Source organism: Paenibacillus sp. FSL H8-0175 (assembly GCF_045040615.1).
Taxonomy (GTDB): Bacteria; Bacillota; Bacilli; order Paenibacillales; family Paenibacillaceae; genus Paenibacillus_AQ; species Paenibacillus_AQ odorifer.
The window spans coordinates 5,307,009-5,324,332 of sequence record NZ_CP150299.1; the positions used below are offsets into that span (position 1 = coordinate 5,307,009).

Annotated in this window: 15 protein-coding genes and 1 pseudogene; 5 read left to right on the forward strand and 11 right to left on the reverse strand. The window is 41.5% G+C overall.

Features of this window, described 5'->3' with window-relative positions; genetic code table 11:
- Nucleotides 1–165: 165 nt before the first annotated feature.
- The gene (locus MHH46_RS23605) at nucleotides 166–945 is read left to right on the forward strand and encodes a hypothetical protein (RefSeq protein WP_076191875.1); all 780 of its coding nucleotides are present in this window, start codon (nucleotides 166–168) and stop codon (nucleotides 943–945) included.
- Nucleotides 946–1,119: 174 nt separating this feature from the next.
- Nucleotides 1,120–1,443: a hypothetical protein gene (locus tag MHH46_RS23610; protein ID WP_076191877.1), complete on the forward strand. Its 324-nt coding sequence runs from the start codon at nucleotides 1,120–1,122 to the stop codon at nucleotides 1,441–1,443.
- A 175-nt stretch (nucleotides 1,444–1,618) separates the two neighbouring features.
- Here the strand turns inward: MHH46_RS23610 and MHH46_RS23615 are convergent.
- From MHH46_RS23615 to MHH46_RS23635, 5 genes and pseudogenes are all read right to left on the reverse strand, one after another.
- Nucleotides 1,619–2,364: pseudogene (locus MHH46_RS23615) on the reverse strand (transposase).
- Between the two features lie 123 nt (nucleotides 2,365–2,487).
- The gene (panB, locus tag MHH46_RS23620) at nucleotides 2,488–3,321 is read right to left on the reverse strand and encodes a 3-methyl-2-oxobutanoate hydroxymethyltransferase (protein ID WP_076191882.1); all 834 of its coding nucleotides are present in this window, start codon (nucleotides 3,319–3,321) and stop codon (nucleotides 2,488–2,490) included.
- Between the two features lie 37 nt (nucleotides 3,322–3,358).
- Nucleotides 3,359–4,141 (reverse strand): AraC family transcriptional regulator, encoded by a 783-nt coding sequence (locus MHH46_RS23625; protein WP_076191884.1) that lies wholly within the window; start codon nucleotides 4,139–4,141, stop codon nucleotides 3,359–3,361.
- A 16-nt stretch (nucleotides 4,142–4,157) separates the two neighbouring features.
- On the reverse strand, nucleotides 4,158–4,733 hold the full coding sequence (locus MHH46_RS23630; RefSeq protein ID WP_076191887.1) for a LysE family translocator: 576 nt from the start codon (nucleotides 4,731–4,733) through the stop codon (nucleotides 4,158–4,160).
- Nucleotides 4,734–4,842: 109 nt separating this feature from the next.
- The gene (locus MHH46_RS23635; protein ID WP_076191889.1) at nucleotides 4,843–5,373 is read right to left on the reverse strand and encodes a TetR/AcrR family transcriptional regulator; all 531 of its coding nucleotides are present in this window, start codon (nucleotides 5,371–5,373) and stop codon (nucleotides 4,843–4,845) included.
- A gap of 169 nt (nucleotides 5,374–5,542) precedes the next feature.
- Between MHH46_RS23635 and MHH46_RS23640 the strand changes: the two genes are divergently transcribed.
- Nucleotides 5,543–6,589 carry a ketopantoate reductase family protein gene (locus tag MHH46_RS23640; RefSeq protein ID WP_076191892.1) on the forward strand — a complete coding sequence of 349 codons (1,047 nt, stop codon included), beginning with the start codon at nucleotides 5,543–5,545 and terminating at the stop codon, nucleotides 6,587–6,589.
- A gap of 50 nt (nucleotides 6,590–6,639) precedes the next feature.
- Here MHH46_RS23640 and MHH46_RS23645 read toward each other — a convergent pair whose 3' ends face one another.
- A complete protein-coding gene (locus MHH46_RS23645) occupies nucleotides 6,640–8,349 on the reverse strand; it encodes a glycosyl hydrolase family 95 catalytic domain-containing protein (protein WP_076191895.1) in 1,710 nt (569 codons plus the stop codon).
- A gap of 379 nt (nucleotides 8,350–8,728) precedes the next feature.
- Here MHH46_RS23645 and MHH46_RS23650 point away from each other — a divergent pair, with 379 nt between their 5' ends.
- Both MHH46_RS23650 and MHH46_RS23655 read left to right on the forward strand, forming a co-directional pair.
- Complete coding sequence (locus tag MHH46_RS23650; protein ID WP_076191898.1) at nucleotides 8,729–9,028, forward strand: hypothetical protein; 300 nt, start codon at nucleotides 8,729–8,731, stop codon at nucleotides 9,026–9,028.
- Nucleotides 9,029–9,047: 19 nt separating this feature from the next.
- Nucleotides 9,048–9,788, forward strand: a complete 741-nt coding sequence (locus MHH46_RS23655; RefSeq protein WP_076191900.1) for an alpha/beta hydrolase — start codon at nucleotides 9,048–9,050, stop codon at nucleotides 9,786–9,788.
- Between the two features lie 90 nt (nucleotides 9,789–9,878).
- Here the strand turns inward: MHH46_RS23655 and MHH46_RS23660 are convergent, their stop codons facing one another.
- The 5 genes from MHH46_RS23660 to MHH46_RS23680 all read right to left on the reverse strand — a co-directional run bounded on the left by MHH46_RS23660 (nucleotide 9,879) and on the right by MHH46_RS23680 (nucleotide 17,269).
- Nucleotides 9,879–11,861 (reverse strand): methyl-accepting chemotaxis protein, encoded by a 1,983-nt coding sequence (locus MHH46_RS23660; protein ID WP_076191902.1) that lies wholly within the window; start codon nucleotides 11,859–11,861, stop codon nucleotides 9,879–9,881.
- 53 nt (nucleotides 11,862–11,914) lie between these two features.
- A complete protein-coding gene (gene glf / locus MHH46_RS23665; RefSeq protein ID WP_076191905.1) occupies nucleotides 11,915–13,030 on the reverse strand; it encodes a UDP-galactopyranose mutase in 1,116 nt (371 codons plus the stop codon).
- Nucleotides 13,031–13,153: 123 nt separating this feature from the next.
- Complete coding sequence (locus MHH46_RS23670; RefSeq protein WP_076191908.1) at nucleotides 13,154–14,170, reverse strand: glycosyltransferase family A protein; 1,017 nt, start codon at nucleotides 14,168–14,170, stop codon at nucleotides 13,154–13,156.
- Nucleotides 14,171–14,191: 21 nt separating this feature from the next.
- Nucleotides 14,192–14,818: a hypothetical protein gene (locus MHH46_RS23675; RefSeq protein WP_076191910.1), complete on the reverse strand. Its 627-nt coding sequence runs from the start codon at nucleotides 14,816–14,818 to the stop codon at nucleotides 14,192–14,194.
- Nucleotides 14,819–14,824: 6 nt separating this feature from the next.
- A complete protein-coding gene (locus tag MHH46_RS23680; RefSeq protein ID WP_076191912.1) occupies nucleotides 14,825–17,269 on the reverse strand; it encodes a beta-glucosidase in 2,445 nt (814 codons plus the stop codon).
- Nucleotides 17,270–17,324 lie beyond the last annotated feature (55 nt).

Sequence of the window (17,324 nt, forward strand, 5' to 3'; positions counted from 1 at the left end):
TCTTAAATCAAGGTTTTGGATAACTCCATCATAGGTTTCAGTTGGGAGCGTCTAGCCCCAATGTTGTCAGGTTAGTAGAAATTGGTATAGCAGAGGTAAACGATAGGAATGGATGAATCCGTGTGAAAAAACAAATCCACTACGATATCCCATGTGTTTAACAAGATGAAAAGCGATGAATTTAAAGAAAGTGCAAAGCGGTACGAGAAAGATTTTAAACGAAATCGAAAAATGGGATTTATTCCGTTGCTGCTGCTCGTCCTTCGAATGGTTCGAAAACCAACACAGTTAGAGTTGGATGAGTTTCGAGAGCGATTTATGCCAGAAGAAGCAGCAAAAACCACATACACGAAACAATCGTTCTCCGAAGCCAGACAAAAATTCTCTCCCACTGCGTTTACGATGCTGAACGACGAATTAGTTCGAGCCTTCTACGAAGAGAATGCTTTAAAAACGCACCACGGTTTTCGGCTACTGCCGATGAATGGCAGCGTGATGGAACTACCCAATACCTCGGAAACTCGGAGTGTTTATGGGTATACCACAACATACAAGATTGGGTTTCGGATCGCCAGAGCTCTCTCTTCCCATTTGTACGAAGTGGAAAACAAACTGATTGTAAGCACCTGTCTCAGTCGATATGACGATAATGAACGCGATTTGGCCAAACGCAATATTGAACATCTGTTGCAGTTGGAGTCATCCTCAGTTCGAAATCTAATTCAATTTGATCGTGGTTATCCGTCTGCGGACTTCTTGTTGTACTTGCAAGAGAGAGGGATCGCTTACTTGATGCGGGCACAAGGATCATTCTACAAAGAAATCATGAACACCATTCAGCCGGATGAAAACGTAACGATAGAAATTACGAAAGCCAGAGCCTACCAGCTTAAGAAGCAGGGTAAGATCATTCCGCCGGGAACAGTGTTGCACGTTCGAGTCTAGAAAATAGAGCTGTCCACCGGCGAAACGGAAATCCTGCTGACGAACGTCAGCGCGGATGAACTGAGTTACGAAGCGAGTAAGCCGCTGTATTTAAGATGGGGAAATGAAACTTGCTTTGATGATTTGAAACAGAAGTTTGAGATTGAGAATTTTCGGGACAGGAGCCCCAACTCATTGAGCAGGACTTCTACGCTAGGGTTCTGCTGCAACATGGCTTCCGTAAGGGAACAAGAGGCTGAGGAACAAATGATGGAAACTAAACGAACGGAGCCCCTGAAGTACAGCGAGTATCGAATAAACCAAAATATCTTGGTCGGCAAACTACGTAACCGGCTCATTGAAATGGCGTTGGAAGAGGATGATGGAAAACGGGAGACTCTACAGGCTCGCTTTCTGGAAGAACTACAGCGTAATATTGTTCCTGTCGTCAAGGGTCGCTCCTTCACGCGCGACAAACAGACAAAAGCTAATAAAAAAACCAAGAGGCGAGGGCTATAAATGCTTAACCTGACAACATTGCGTCTAGCCCACCCCATCCATTCCCGTAAATAGACATCGGCTAGAATTTGAGGCTGTGTCCGGAGCTCCTGCAGAGATAGCTTTAAGCGGTAAGATTTTCCCATTTGGAAGTGCCCGTCCTTTAGTTTTTCCAGTTTCAGCTTCTGTTCGTTCTTTAAGGTAGATACCTTTTTAGCCACAGATATCGACTGTTATTCAATTCAGGAACTCGCTTTTGTTCTTCTTTGCGAACTTCATCAACGGCCCCATTCACCATTTTCATGACTTGAAACTTATCAAAGGTACTCTCAGCCTCAGGGAACTGTTCCTGAATGCCTCGAATGTCTCTAGCGTCTCTTTACCCTTTCCTTCATTTGCAAACAACACCGTTTTGGTATCTACATCTACAAATAAAGTGATGTAGCGATGGCCCCGACGGGATGAAGTTTCGTCTACAGCAATTCGTTTCATACCCGTCAGATCCAGTTCATTCATGGCTACATAGACGTAGTAATGAAAAATCAGACACATCCGTGTATTGTGTTCTCGAAGTTCTCTTGCGGCTGCATTGACCAACATCTCCGCCATAAGCCGCATGGCCCAAGCATCGAATTGCAGCGTGAGGTGGGATAGGGGACGTGACCACTTTACAGGAACGAGGGTCACCTTGTGCAGTTTGTGCAGTTGGTCCGAGGGACACGGGCGTGCATATAAGTTTTCCAATTCCAAAAATCCAGATGACACCTTCTTCTCCGCATCATAGGCTTTACATGCAGCACCACAGGACGGACAAGAGAACATCGCGCTCCGCTCGAAGTCGATGAATAGATACCAGGCCTCGTCTTTATTATCATATTCTATATGTGTCAATTTCCATGGTTCTTCGAGCTCTAAGGCAACCTTAAACATTTCAGCAATCATATTATCTTTAGTACTTACTGAGGTTAGGCAGTATCGACAATTCCTCTATTAAACAGATATCGGGCATTCACTACAGTGAGGGAGCAAATAAAGTAACGTTTTACTCTATAGCTACAGATGAATTCATTTTGTTCCATAGAGTGCATTCAATTCTTCTTCCTTCATCGTAAAGGAGTGTCTCTCTTCAGGAAACTGACTATTTCTCACATCAACAGTATACGCTTTAATAGCGTCTAATATTTGATTATCCATTGATTGATACTGTTTTACAAACTTAGCAACTCTCTCAACACCATAACCAATTATATCATGGTAGACAAGAACCTGGGCATCTACATCTACACCGGCACCTATACCTATGACCGGAATCGAAAGTACTTGGGATACTTCCCCTGCGAGTTGTCTTGGTACACATTCCAAAAGAAGAGCAAATGCCCCTGCAGCTTCACATTTTTTAGCATCTTCCAACAGTTTCTTAGCTGCTACTGCATCTTTCCCCTGTACCTTATATCCTCCTAAGACGCCGACTGTTTGCGGGGTTAAGCCAAGATGCGCGCAACTAGGAATCCCCGCACTCGTCAGGGCTGCAATATGTTCGATTACGTCATCGGCACCTTCAAGTTTCACTGCGTGGGCACCGGCTTCCTGAATTAATTTTCCGGCATTAAGTAATGTATCTTTAACTGATAGATGATAGGTTAAGAAAGGCATATCTGTAATGATAAAGGTCTCTTTTGCTCCTCGTTTGACGGCTTTTGTATGATGAATCATATCTTCGAGTGTAACAGGAATGGTTGAATCATATCCCAAAACAACCATTCCTAGTGAATCCCCAACTAAAATGACGTCTACGCCCGCTTTCTCTGCAAGTTTTGCAGAAGGATAATCATAGGCAGTAATCATTACAATTTTATCTTGATTTCGCTTCATTTTTAGTAAATCAGTTGTTTGTATCAAGCACACTTCCTCCTCAAACTGTTGAGTTAGTATATCATTAGTTTTTTATATGTGACATGTAATCAAATGCGGTTGTCCCATAAACATTCTTAAATAATTTATTTAAATGAGTTAAATCTACAAAACCACACATAGCTACCGCTAAATAAATATCTCCATAGGTTTCAATTATCCGCTTCGCATAGTCAACCTTTAAATTAAGAAAGTATTGATATGGAGTGATTCCCGTATGCGCCTTAAAAAAACGGATGAATTGAAATTTAGATAGATCAAGCTCACTACATATATCATCGATTCTAAGCATGCTCTCCAAGTTCGTTTGATGAATAATATTTTTCGCTCTCCGAATTACAGTATCATCTCTTTTATAATCTGAAGAGAGATCGGTTTGCATAAGGCTTTCTATTAAAGTAATAAACAAGTCGTAGCATAATGCCTCATCTCTTTCATTTGATATAGCGCGAAAAAGACTTAACACTTTTTGTCTTAGCTTAGAACTGTACACAACAGGTTCTAAAAGACGTACAACATCCTTTTTCTCTATAAGATCTAGAATCATTTGTGGTTCGATATAAAGCATAATATAATCAAGCCCTATTTTGTCATATGCTCTTCCGTCATGTGTTTGTTCCGGATTAAATAACATAACTCCTTTTGGATGAGATAGCTGTAAGTTGCCATTCAAATGATAATGTTGAATACCGCGTAATGTTACGCCAATTGCATATTCTTGATGAGAGTGATTTTTGTACTCAAAATCGCTAATCTGTGCTGATAACGCAGTAATACCAGCTGATCTCTTATAGATAAATTTGTTCACGAAACATCCCTCATCCCTATATCCAGATCATTACTGCTGCGTACACCATAAATAATGCCATAAGGAAATTAACTACTTTCTGGTTTCTCTGTAAAAACTCCTTGAAGATTGTACCGAAAAGAACCCAAGTTGCAAATGCTAAAAATCCGATAAGGGTTACAACCGCAACACTTATTGAAATTACTGGTACCGAATCATAATATGGCATAATAAAATTCGGCAATACCGTCAACGTAAATATGATTACCTTAGGATTTAAGAACTGCATGAAGAAGCCGGATGAAAAAGTACCCGTTTGGTTTGTAGATGATTTAGAAGTATTCATTTTTGAGATTTGATACCCCAAATAAAGCATATATAAGCTACCAATAATTTGCATATAAATTAGTATCTTCGGAATAATTGTGATTAGAGCAGTATTCAAAACAGCAGATACCGCAAGAAGCATGCCAAAGGCAATGGTTGCTCCGTACGTATATCTCATAGCTTTTTTTGACCCGAAATTATTAACAGTAGATAATATGACAATGTTTGTGGGTCCAGGCGTAAAAGTAACAATAAAACAATATAATAGGAATGATACGATATTCACAGTGAGGCCCCCTTCAATATATTCTTTAAGAATACATCGAAAGAGTCGATTGAATGTAGTACATTATTGCAGCAATTATTATATAGATTTCTAAAAAGTCTCTTAGAACCTATTTTCGAACGTTTATGTTCTCATGACCCAAGGAAAGAATGAGTCTGGCAATGGTTTGCGGGCTTTCTCCGTCATTTGACGCGAGCCACTGATTAATAACTCCAATCGACCCATGAACCTTGTATGTGAAGGAATAGTCCATTATAAACGGTTCGTTCGAGTTTTGCTCAAGTAAGATTCGTGTTAAAAACCCGCTTTTTCCACTCTCCGAAATTAGGATCTGATACATGGTTTTCTTATCTTGAATGATGTTCAACAGGTTGATCATGGATTCTTCAGATGTACAGGGCTTGTCTCCTTCTTGCAATGTTTCCGCTAATTCATTATTAAATTCATTCTGCATAACTTCAAATAATTCATAAGGATCTTTGTAGTACAAATAAAAAGTACCACGGTTAATATCTGCGCGGTTGCATATTTCAGTAACCGTTATTTGCGGTAATTTTTTGATTTCCAAGAGAAACAGGAAGCTCTCCTTAATGAGATTGATCGTATATTTAGTTCTTCTATTATTCTTAATTCCAACCATAAGCTCCCCCTTGTTCTATCCGATCAACATAATAGATGTAATCTGTTTACTTCATACCATTTGCAAATACATTGATGATTGTGATTGCTTAGATGTGTAGATTATACTGTCTTTACGATATTAAATCAACAAGTGTTCACTTAATGAATCGTTAAGGAGATGAACTACAATGACAATTCCCTCAAATAAAACAAACATTCTTATAGTAGGTGCTGGAGCAGTAGGTTTCTCTGTAGGATACCATCTCCACTTATCAGGCGCCGGTATTACCTTTCTTGTACGAAAAGGACGTAAAGCAGCCTTCGATCCTCCTCAGAAGCTATATTGCTATGACGATGCCACGTTGAAAGAATTCAGCGGCTTTAATGTCATAGAGGATATAGAAGAAATACAGCCTCAGCAGTATTCATTTATTATTATTACATTAGACGGCAGTGTGAGCCGTTCACCAGAAGGCGCAGCTATGTTATCCCGATTGGGTGATATCGTTCGTAACTCTACAACTACAGTAATTATGAATGCGTTTGGAAGCGGGATTCGTGAACATTATCTTCTAACCATGAGAATTCCGGAAAACCAACTGTTGAGAGGAATACTGGGGACATTAAGTCATCAGTCCAAGGCAGGCTTGCCTGTACGTGAACCCACAGACCCCAAACTCATTGCCCAAGCCATTGTCTGTTACAAACATCCAGCGAACAAGATCGGTTTCCAGGTCGAAAATAATAATAAACTAGCAGCCAAGCAATTTGTGGCACTGTATAATGAATCCGGGGTCTCACGCTGTGGTCAGGTCAGTCCGGCTATGTTCAATATTTACTCAAGCATAGGTTTTCCCGTGTATGCCGCCTGTGATATCGCAGGCTGGCCGAATTTCACGGCCGTTATCGCCAATAAAGATCTTTGGCGGCTCGCCTGCCGTGCGCAGGGTGAAATAGCAGCCTTGCCCAAGCATGGTCTGATCGGCAAGATTATGGGTTTAGTGATGGGCCCCTACCTGACAGCCAAAATACATCTTAAAATGGAACAAGATATGCTGCCGTTAGATTATCAGGCGTTCAATCGTTTCCATCATGGCGGTAAGGTGAAGGCCCAGGATGTAGAATCTATACGGAATTCGATTGCAGAGGGGCAGCTTCAGGGCAGAGGTATGAAGGCTTCGAAGGAATTATTGCAACGTCTGGTTGAACATGAAGCTAAGAGTCGAGCCACGTAAAGATTACCTATTACCATCCGCACAAATAAGGGCTACACCAAGCAGCCATTTCATGGCGTTTGGGATAGCCCCTTCTCTCCTAATCTATTCAACAGCGAATAACATTTCCCCTGTTCAACTTGGAAAGCAACACTTCCATCCGTCATTTGCTGCCCACTGACTTCGTTGCCGCCGGAGGTGATATGCAGCATGCGGTCAGCCCGCACATGGCAGGTCTGCGTAATCGAAGCTCTAATCTCCGCTGCTGATAAGTGCCCGTCATTCCATTCCACATCAACCTCATAGCCTCCTCTGGCCCGCAGTCCCTTGACATAACCGTCCCTCCAATTCCCGGGGAGCGCCGGCAACAGCTCGATATAGTCTTGATGAGACTGCAGCAGCATCTCTGCAATTCCGGCCGTTGCTGCGAAGTTACCGTCAATTTGAAATGGAGGATGGGCATCGAACAGATTGGCATACACGCCCCCTCTACGAGTTTCCGAATCCCCCGAACTTACAAGTGTCAGCAAATTCGAGAGTAAGCCTAAGGCGCGGTTGCCCTGTTTGAATCTGGCCCATAGGCTGATCTTCCATCCGAGACTCCATCCCGTTCCTTCATCGCCCCGGATATCCAATGATTGCTTAGCTGCCTTATACAGCTCCGGGTCAATATGCTCTGTAACCGTCCGTCCCGGATATACTCCTGCAAGGTGGGAAACATGACGGTGAGGTACATCCTCATCCTCATAATCCCCGGCCCATTCCTGTAGTTGTCCTTTACTGCCAATCCGAAGGGGTCTTAACCTCTGAAGCCGGTTCGCCAGTATTGCGGTGAAATCCTGATCTACATCCAGCTGCTCTGCGGCCTTAGAGCAGTTGTCAAACAGTTCACGGATTAATATAAGATCCATAGTGGAAGCCTTAGTCACTTCATGCAGCCCATTATCCGTCCGGAACCTGTGCTCCGGGGAAGTGGATGGTGAGGTCACCAGGAAACCTTCATCATCCTCCACCAGCCAATCCAGGCAGAATAACGAAGCCTCCTTCATTACCGGGTAGGCTACATTTCGCAGGAACTCCTTGTCACCGCTAAAGGCATAATGCTCCCATAGATGCTGGGTTAACCAGACGCCGCCCATTGGCCATAACACCCAGACCGGCTCCCCATGCCCGTACTCACCAGCCGGCGCCGTCTGCGCCCACAAATCGGAATTATGATGCACCACCCAGCCCCCTGCTCCGTAGTTAATTTCCGCCGTCTTTTTGCCGTTCTCGGACAGCCGCTCAATAAACCGGATCAACGGCTCATGTAGTTCAGCCATGTTACAGGTCTCTGCAGCCCAATAATTCATTTCGGTATTGATGTTCAGGGTGTAATTGCTGCTCCAGGGTGCCCGGGTGTCTTCGTTCCAGATTCCCTGAAGATTCGCCGGCTGGGTTCCCTGACGCGAGCTCGCGATAAGCAGATAACGTCCATAATGGAACAAAAGCTCTACTAAGCCGGGATCGCGGGCTCCGTACTCGGCGATGCGCTTGTCAGTCGGCATGTCTTCAGGAGCGGGACTCTCTCCGAGATACAGGGAGACTCTGCCAAACAACCGGCGGTAATCCTCAAGGTGTCGGTTGAAGAGATCAGAGTACTCTTGAGCAAGGGCTGCCCCCATGATTTCAGTTGTAAGCTTCTCAGGGTCCCGGCCGGGGCTGCTGGCGCCTGTATGTGTATCAAACGATGTGCTTGCGCTGAAGTAAAGGGTAGCACTGGTGGCACCGAAAACATGCAAACCGTTCAGATCTGCCTTTAATCCCCCGCCTTGGTGAATGATGGCTAACCGTCCTGTGTAATTTAATCCCTTCTCTCCATACCGGACGGGTTCCTCGATGTTGAAGTAGTTAGGGGAGACATGCTCCGGCGCTGTTCCAGACAGGATGAACTGGCTTCCGTCTACCGAAACTACAGAACGGAGAGGACTCTCCAGGCTGGCACGAAAATATTCTGGGACAAGTCGACATCCAAAATCCTACTCTCATATCAGTTCAACCGGAATGCTTCATTTAGATAACGAAAAACCAAATGATAAAATCTGCAATATAAGCGAACGGACAGAAATATTATGAATGCATTTTTAGAGCTGCTGCAAAATAAGCCCTTCGAGAAAATTATTGTCAAAGATAAAGCAACCAGTACATTTCAGCGAAATCAATGATCTGAGCAGCGCATATTTCATTAAAAATAGAACCGCGTTAAAATCTCTGATGAAAATCAGGACGGAACAAATAGATATTATCAGCGCATTAAAAAAATTTATTCAGGAAGAATATCTTGCTTCTTCTCATGGACCTCATGCAGAAATGGAAGCAAATATGTGCGCTAATATCGCAGTTGGTTTTATGACCCATTATATTGAAAATGATAATATCTCAACGGATTATCCTGAGATATTTGTGGAAGTATTTAGTTGAGAAGGGTGTAGCGTTACATTTGGATACTTTCGCTGGAGTCGATGTTGCCATCTTTAAACCTGAGAATCCTATTAGTAATAACATCGTCTATTATGTTCATGGTGGAGGATTAGTTACGGGAGATCGCCTAACTGCAGGCCCGTACTCTTCTCAGTTAGCGCTCGCCACAGGTTGTACAGTAGTTGCCTGTTCATACCGATTAGCTCCGGAAGATCCTTTTCCTGCAGGATTTGATGACTCCTACGCAGTTTATAAACATCTAGTCGAAAAAAATCCAGATAGCAAAATAAGCATTATTGGAGAAAGTGGCGGCGCTTATTTATCTTTAGTGATTGCCTTAAAGGCACGGGATGAGAAGTTCAAATTACCTGCATCACTTGTTATTAATAGTATTGTCGCAGATATGTCAGGTAGAATAGTGAGAAAAGATAGTCCTGATGAAACAACAGTATCCGCTGCTGGTATGAATCAGCTTACAAAGATGTATGCCCCTAATCAAGATCTAAAGAATCCTTATATTTCACCTATCCTTGCTGATTTTAAAGGTTTGCCACCAATGAAGATTGTGTATGATAAAGGTGAGTTTCTGGCCATTGACAGTAAATATGTTGCTGAGAAAGCCAGAAAAGCAGGTGTATTCGTTGAGACAACCGAGTATACAAACTGTTTCCATGCTTTCACCACTACAGGCAAGGACACTCCAGAGAGTAAGAGAGAATTATCTGCATCCGCAAAATTTATGTTAAATTCATTTATTTGATATTAAATTCACCGTACTTCTTACTAAAAGAGTCCGAGTCAGACCCTCTATAGATGCAAGGTCTGGCTCAGCATAAAAGCAATCATACTATTATATTCTAAATTTAGACACAGCTGTCAGTAACTTTTGTGCGGTTTCCTCTGAGACTTTCATGAGCTTAGCTACTTCCGCAGATTGGCTAAGCAATTCCGAGGATCGATCCGCAATGTCGCTTGTTCCTTGAGCATTTTCATTATTTGAAGCGGTGATTTCATTAATGGAATAAACCACATTTTGTATGGAAGCTAGTAATTGTTCTGCGGTCACACTGAAATCTGTAACCAGAAGTTGTATAGACTCAGCATCTTTGTAATATTGTTCCCCAGTATCGACCATCGCGTTATAATCCTTAATGACCTTCTTATCAATGAACTCTAATGCTTTTCTAGAACTTAATGTTAATCCCTTTACAGAATCAATTACATTATATGTGACCCTCTGGATCTCACTAGCCGTGTTTGCCGAATTCTCTGCCAATTTCCGAATCTCGCTTGCAACTACAGCAAATCCTTTGCCTGCTTCCCCAGCACGAGCAGCCTCTACTGCGGCATTTAACGACAACAGATTCGTTTGAGATGTAATTTGCAGAATAGAGTCTGTCAATAGATGAATCTGCTCAACAGCCGTGACTTGTTCAATCGCTAATCTAGATTCTGTATCAATGGCATTGTATATTATATGTGCTGCATCCCTTGAGGCTATTGCTGTCTCCTTCAACTGTTTCGCTCGATCAGAAATCATTTCAGCCATAGCAGATCCAACTTGAGCCTTATCAGCAATCGAACTTACGGCTTGCTTAATCTCCGCAGAAGTTTCGCTCATTTGCTGGGCCATCGCCGCTGTTTCTTCCATACCGGCTGACATCTCCTCGGTTGTTGCTGAAACCTCCTCAACCTGAGTTCCCAGCACGTACATGCTATGCGCAGAATGGGTGATATTAGATTTCACATTCGATGTTTCTTCGTTCACCTGATTAAGGATCTCACGAATAGATCCTGACATTTTCTCCAAAGATTGAGCCAATTGCCCTACCTCATCTTTGCGCTTTGCTATATTCGCAGGAATAACTGATGTAAAATCAGCTTGCGCCATAAAATTCACAAACTTAGAAAGACGTTTTATGGGAGTAGTAATTAAGCCTGTTATAGTGATTGAAATAAGAATTACCAATACTATGGTAAATATAATGATAATCCTGGTAGTTGTAAGTGCTGAATGAACCTGTGCATAGGCTTCTTCCTCCGGCACAGTAACGAGTACTTTCCAACCTGTACTTTGAACTGTAGAGAAAGCTGCAGTTCTCTTTATACCGTCATCATCGGTATAAAGAATTGATCCGTGTTCCTTTACTAAAATTGAATTAGTGAATGCATCAAGCATACTTTCGCTTTTTAGCGTATTTTGATAATTAGTGTTCAATTTTTCAGCATCAGGATGATACATGAAGTCTCCTTTGCTGGATAGCAGTACTCCATATCCTGTTTTCTCAAGTTGAATTTGTCCAATGGATTGCTTCAATGCACTCCCAGTAAAAACACTTATAATCATACCTTGATACTCATTCTTGTCATCCAGATATGGGACAGCGAGCATAATTAGGTTCGCTTCAGTTGTAAAACCGGGGAGTAAATCGCTTATGACCGGTTCTTTCGTATTCCTTGCTCTTTGATAAAACTCTTGATTTGCCAAGTCACTATCTTCCTCGTTACTTGCTTCTATAACAGTGATTGAAACGACTTCCTCATCAGTCTTATCAACCGCTTGAACGGCAGCTAATTTCTGTGATGCGTCTAGTTGATAATATCCTTTCGTTGCACTCAGCACCTCATTAATGGCTGAAACCTTAGTGTTCAGCCAGCGGTCAATGGTGGTAATATTGCTTTCTGCTAAATCCAGTTTTTGGTTATCAATGCTGTGAGTGGTTCCGCTTTCAAACTGATTAATTTGAAATATGGCAAGGCTAAACAGAGGTATGAGCGTCAGCATCAAAATGAGTAGTGTTAATCTAAAACGAAGTGTTCGGGTAATATTCAATTTAGTTAAACTCCTTTTCTTCAAGGTGCAGCGGAAGTATTAATTCATTCGGATCATAATGCAGACTGCAAAACCTCTCGTACCTTCTGTAAAGCAACTTCTACAACCTTATCCATATCATAATACTTGTATTCCCCTAGGCGGCCGCCAAATATAACATTGCTTTGAGTTTCTGTTAATGCTTTATACTTTTCATACAGCACACTGTTTTTGCTATCATTTATGGGATAATAGGGCTCGTCCCCCCGTTTCCATTCTTCACTGTATTCTCGGCTAATCACTGTCTTAGGCTGAGTGCCAAATTCAAAGTGCTTATGCTCAATTATGCGAGTATACGGTGTTCTGCTGTCTGTATAATTCACTACAGCATTTCCCTGATAGTTAGTCATATTTATAACCTCTGTTTCAAACCTTAAGCTTCTATACTCTAAAACACCAAATCTGTAGCCGTAATACGCATCGACTGGGCCTGTATAGACTATCTTTTCAGCGAGTTCATCCCATTTCACTTTATCTTCAAGGTAATCTGTCCCCAGCCTCACTTCAATGCCTTCAATCATTCGTTTAATCATTCCCGTATATCCGCCTACGGGTATACCCTGATAGGGATCATCGAAATAATTATTATCGTAAGTAAATCTAACGGGCAGTCTGCGGATAATAAATGCAGGTATTTCTTTGCAGGAACGACCCCATTGCTTCTCCGTGTAGCCACGAATGAGTTTGTTATATACATCTAGGCCAACCAGGTTTATAGCCTGCTCCTCTAAATTCTGAGGGTTCTCAACATAATTTTCTTTACGCTGCTGTTCTATCTTCTTCTTGGCCTCATCCGGTGTTACAACTCCCCACATTTTATTAAATGTATTCATATTAAAGGGCAAATTATAGATTTCACCATGATAATTTGCTATAGGACTATTAATGTATCTGTTGAATTCAGCAAACTGGTTTAGATAAATCCACACCTCCTTATTACTGGTATGAAAAATATGCGCACCATATTTATGCACCTGAATACCATCAACCTTTGCGGTATATATATTTCCTGCGATATGGTCCCGTTTATCGATGATCAGGCATGTTTTCCCTGCTTTTCTCAATTCATGAGCGAACACAGCACCATATAAACCTGCCCCTACTATTAGATAGTCATATTTTTTATTCATAAATGTCACTCTCCAATAATATTTTGCTATGCAAAGAAAAAACGAGTGCAGAGATGGAACCACGGCGAAATGGTTCGGAGTCTCTTCCACACCCGTTCAAGGCTTATAGCGATTATCAATGTTTTAGTTAAAACCAACTAGTCTTTGTGTTATTTTGTATGCTCCAACTGAAATACTGCGTCCCGGGCGGCCTGGTAAGTTCAATAAACCACCCATAATACCATATCTGAGATCACGATACAGCTCTACGTCTTTGTGCTTGATATACCTCCATAGTTCCTTCTTCTTCTCAAGATTCTCAGCCGTTCCTGAACGTATTAAGAAGAAACCGGATATAACCGTCACTATTTCCAAATGATGAAGCATATATTGCTGAAGCTTTGGACTTTCAATATTACTAATTTGTACCTGCTCAATCATAAGCTTGTTAACCTTAATCTGTTGATCGATTCTTTTAATCATGACATTTTCTTGGACCGATTGATCTTCTCTGCCAATGAAATATCTGTAAAAATCCACATTGATATAGTACATTTTCTTAACATGCTGGAGCGGTACATATACGAATAAGTTATCTACATAAAAGGTGTGTTTCGGAAGCTCCAGTCCACAGTCCTTTAATAGCTGGGTTCTGTAAATTAAAGAATGCATCAAGATATATTGTCCTTTACGAAAACGCTTAATATCGTCCCAGGAGAAAACGATTCCCTCTGGAAGCACATTATCATATTTCATAATTTTCTTATATTTTGCGCCTTCTTTTTCATATACAAAATTACTAATAACCATATCCATAGAGTTCTCTGCTGTACCAAAATCACGTAGGGTTTTTAGAATTTTGAGATAGGCCCTTGTATCTACCCAATCATCACTGTCCACTACCTTTACGTACAACCCGTTCGCATTTCGGATACCGGCATTAACAGCTTCTCCATGTCCGCCATTCTCCTGATGAATTACTCTAATTATAGACGGATATTTGTGGGCATATTCATCCGCAATTTCTCCGGTCTGATCCATGGAGCCATCATTTACTATCAGCAACTCTACATCCTCGCCCCCCGGCAAAAGGGACTCAATGCAATATCTCATATAGTCTTGTGAGTTATAACAAGGAATTACCACTGATAATAGTTTCATACGAACACTACCTTTACTTCCCTATTTTTCTGGATTTTGCTTAAAAATCACTTTAAATATCGGATAGAATACCCAGAAGGAAATTGCAGCATTAATCATCATTGTAATAAGATCTGCTGCTGTTTCACCAAATGAGCCCATCCCCCAAGTATTCATCAACAAGTTATAAACAGGGGCTTTGTAAAACCCTTGAGCTGCAGCAGCGCCTATTGTTATTACAAAATAAGCCAATACATACCAGAAGGCAGCCGTCCAAATATTGCTGTTAGACTTAAATGTAATATTCCGCTGTAAGAAAAAGTTAATGATCTGGGCAATTCCAATCGTAATTTGAACTGCGAGGAAATAGGCAAGCCCGCCTCCACCGCCGGAAGCAAGTGAACCTGATCCATAATCAAAAAGATAATAATCACTTCCATCAAAATTATGGCCAAACTGCAAAATTCGAAAGCTTGTATCGACTAATGATGTTTGTGCGAATATACCTTTGAACACAGGCATCATAATCAGTTGTAATACGGTCATTCCGGTACTAAGCAAAAAGAAGACTAGAAACTGGGCAATACTAGGATGCTTTTCCTTGTAATTATTCCAAGCCCCCACTAAACCCGTACCTGATTTTTTATTATTAATATTTACATCGTTCATTTTATTCTACGTCTCCTTTATCGCGTTTGGTATGGTCTTTTTTACCTTAGCGACCTTCACCATTTTACTTCTTTCCTTTAGTACATGATTGAATCCTTTGAAGAAACGACCATTTACGATCATCAGGATTCCATCCAGCATTGGCATATTCATAATACCGCCTGTCATTCTCGCAACACCTCTGAAGGGCATGTGATAGATAGACATCATGATGATATTAGCTGTACTTCTTTTTCCAATCTTAATTAAGAACCAATGTGCAAAAACCATCAAATGGTATGCAAATCTTGCAGCGCCCCCCTTTGCATACTGGCACTGGGCAATCGTATCATTATAACCCAGTGGTTGTGATCTATCCCATTTAGACACAGGCGCTTTATATCCAATTAGGTTCTCAAATTCATCTAAGCTGACATTGCTTGCTACACCTGCATAATAGGTAGGAAGCTTCTTCTTATCATATGGAAGTGGTGCACCTGTTCCTTCCACCAATAAGGTGCCTTTTAATCTGATCTCAGCACTTGAAGCACCAATATTGATCGTGTACTCCGCTTCTTCAACTTCCCATTTATTTGTTTTTACATTGAAGTAGCGGAAGGTTTTATCATCAAATGACAGGGTTACTTCTTTAGTTTCACCCGCTTCTAGAAATACTTTAGTAAATCCCTTCAATTCCTTGTTAGCTCTGAAAATATCCTTTGACATACAACCTACGTACAGTTGAGCAATCTCCATACCGGATACATCTCCGGTATTAGTCAAGTTAAATGTTACCTGATCCTTGAATACCTGAATGTTCGAGTATTCAAAGTTTGTATAGCTAAGTCCGTAACCAAACGGGAAAAGCACCTTCTTATTTGCCGTATCATAATAACGGTAGCCAATATAAATGCTCTCTCTATACTCAACGCTAACCTCCTTGCCCGGAAATTGGTAATAGGAAGGGGTATCTTCATAACGAACGGGATAAGTTTCTGCCAGCTTTCCCGAAGGATTTACATCACCTGTTAAAATCCTGACTGTGGCTCTCGCACCAGCTTGCCCAGTTAAATAACCATGCACCAATCCTTTAACCTTATTAATCCAGGGCATTTCTACCACAGAACCACAAGAGAGAATCACCACAATGTTGGGGTTCACTTCATACAAAGCATTTAATAAATCAATCTGGTTCTCCGGTATCTTCATGCTTTTCCTGTCTAATCCTTCAGCTTCCGTAACTTCATCAAGTCCCATATAGAGAAGGACAACATCTGCCTTTTTAGCAATATCACAAGCCTTGCTTATTTTTTTTGAATTCTTCTTCCCGTAACGTTCAAATCCCGGCTCATATCCGATGCTGACAATATCCGAATTGTCAAAACATTCTAAAACATTATCGAGTATGGTTGGATTTACGATAGAGGATCCAGCTCCCTGGTATCTAGGGGCTTTTGCAAAATCTCCAATCACGGCAACCGTTTTCCCTTTTTTCAGGGGTAATATTTTCTCGTCATTTTTAAGAAGAACTATAGACTCTTCTGCGGCCCACTGTGCTACCTTATGATGCTTTTCCACACTATACTCTTTAGGCCTACTAGAAGCTATCTCTGTTGTGTAAATAAGCTCAAGCAGTCTATCTACACATTCATCTAATACTTCTTCTGCGATTTCTCCGCTTCGAATGGCTCGAATGATTTCCTCATTGGTCTCGCCTGCTGTTGTTGGCATCTCCAATTCGTTACCTGCTAACAAGCCTGCTACACGATCATTACTGCCGCCCCAATCAGTTACCACTACCCCATTGAAATCCCATTCATCCCGCAGGATTTCTTTCATCAAATGCGTGCTTTCATTTGTGTAACTTCCGTTCAACAAATTATAGGAGGACATAACCGTTTTCGTTTCGCCTTCCTTAACTGCAATTTCAAATGCAGTCAGATAGATTTCCCTAAGCGTTCTTTCATCGACAATAGTATCAATCGACATCCGTCGCTCTTCTTGGTTGTTCACTGCAAAATGCTTCACACATGCTGAAATCCCATGCGATTGAATACCTCGAATGTAACCGGCAGCCATCTTACCGGCAAGGTATGGATCTTCACTGAAATATTCAAAGTTTCTTCCGCAAAGAGGATTCCTTTTCATATTAATACCAGGTCCTAGAAGAACATTGACTTGCTGTGCAACGGCTTCCTCCCCAAGATACTCTCCAAGCTTTTCGCCAAGTTCCAAGTTCCAGCTATTGGCTACTGTCGCAGCAGTTGGATAACAGGTTGCCGGAATACTGGCATTAAGGCCTAGATGATCTGCTGCTGCTGCCTGTTTTCTAATGCCATGCGGTCCATCCGCCAAAAATATGCTAGGGATTCCAAGACGATCTATGTTTTGAGTGGTCCAAAAATCTTTTCCTGACATTAAAGATGCTTTCTCTTCCAAAGTCATTTTTCCAATCAAACTTTTATGTTTCATTTAGATTCCTCTTTTTGTAATTTAGTATGTCTCCACCTACAGGAACTCTCTCCAA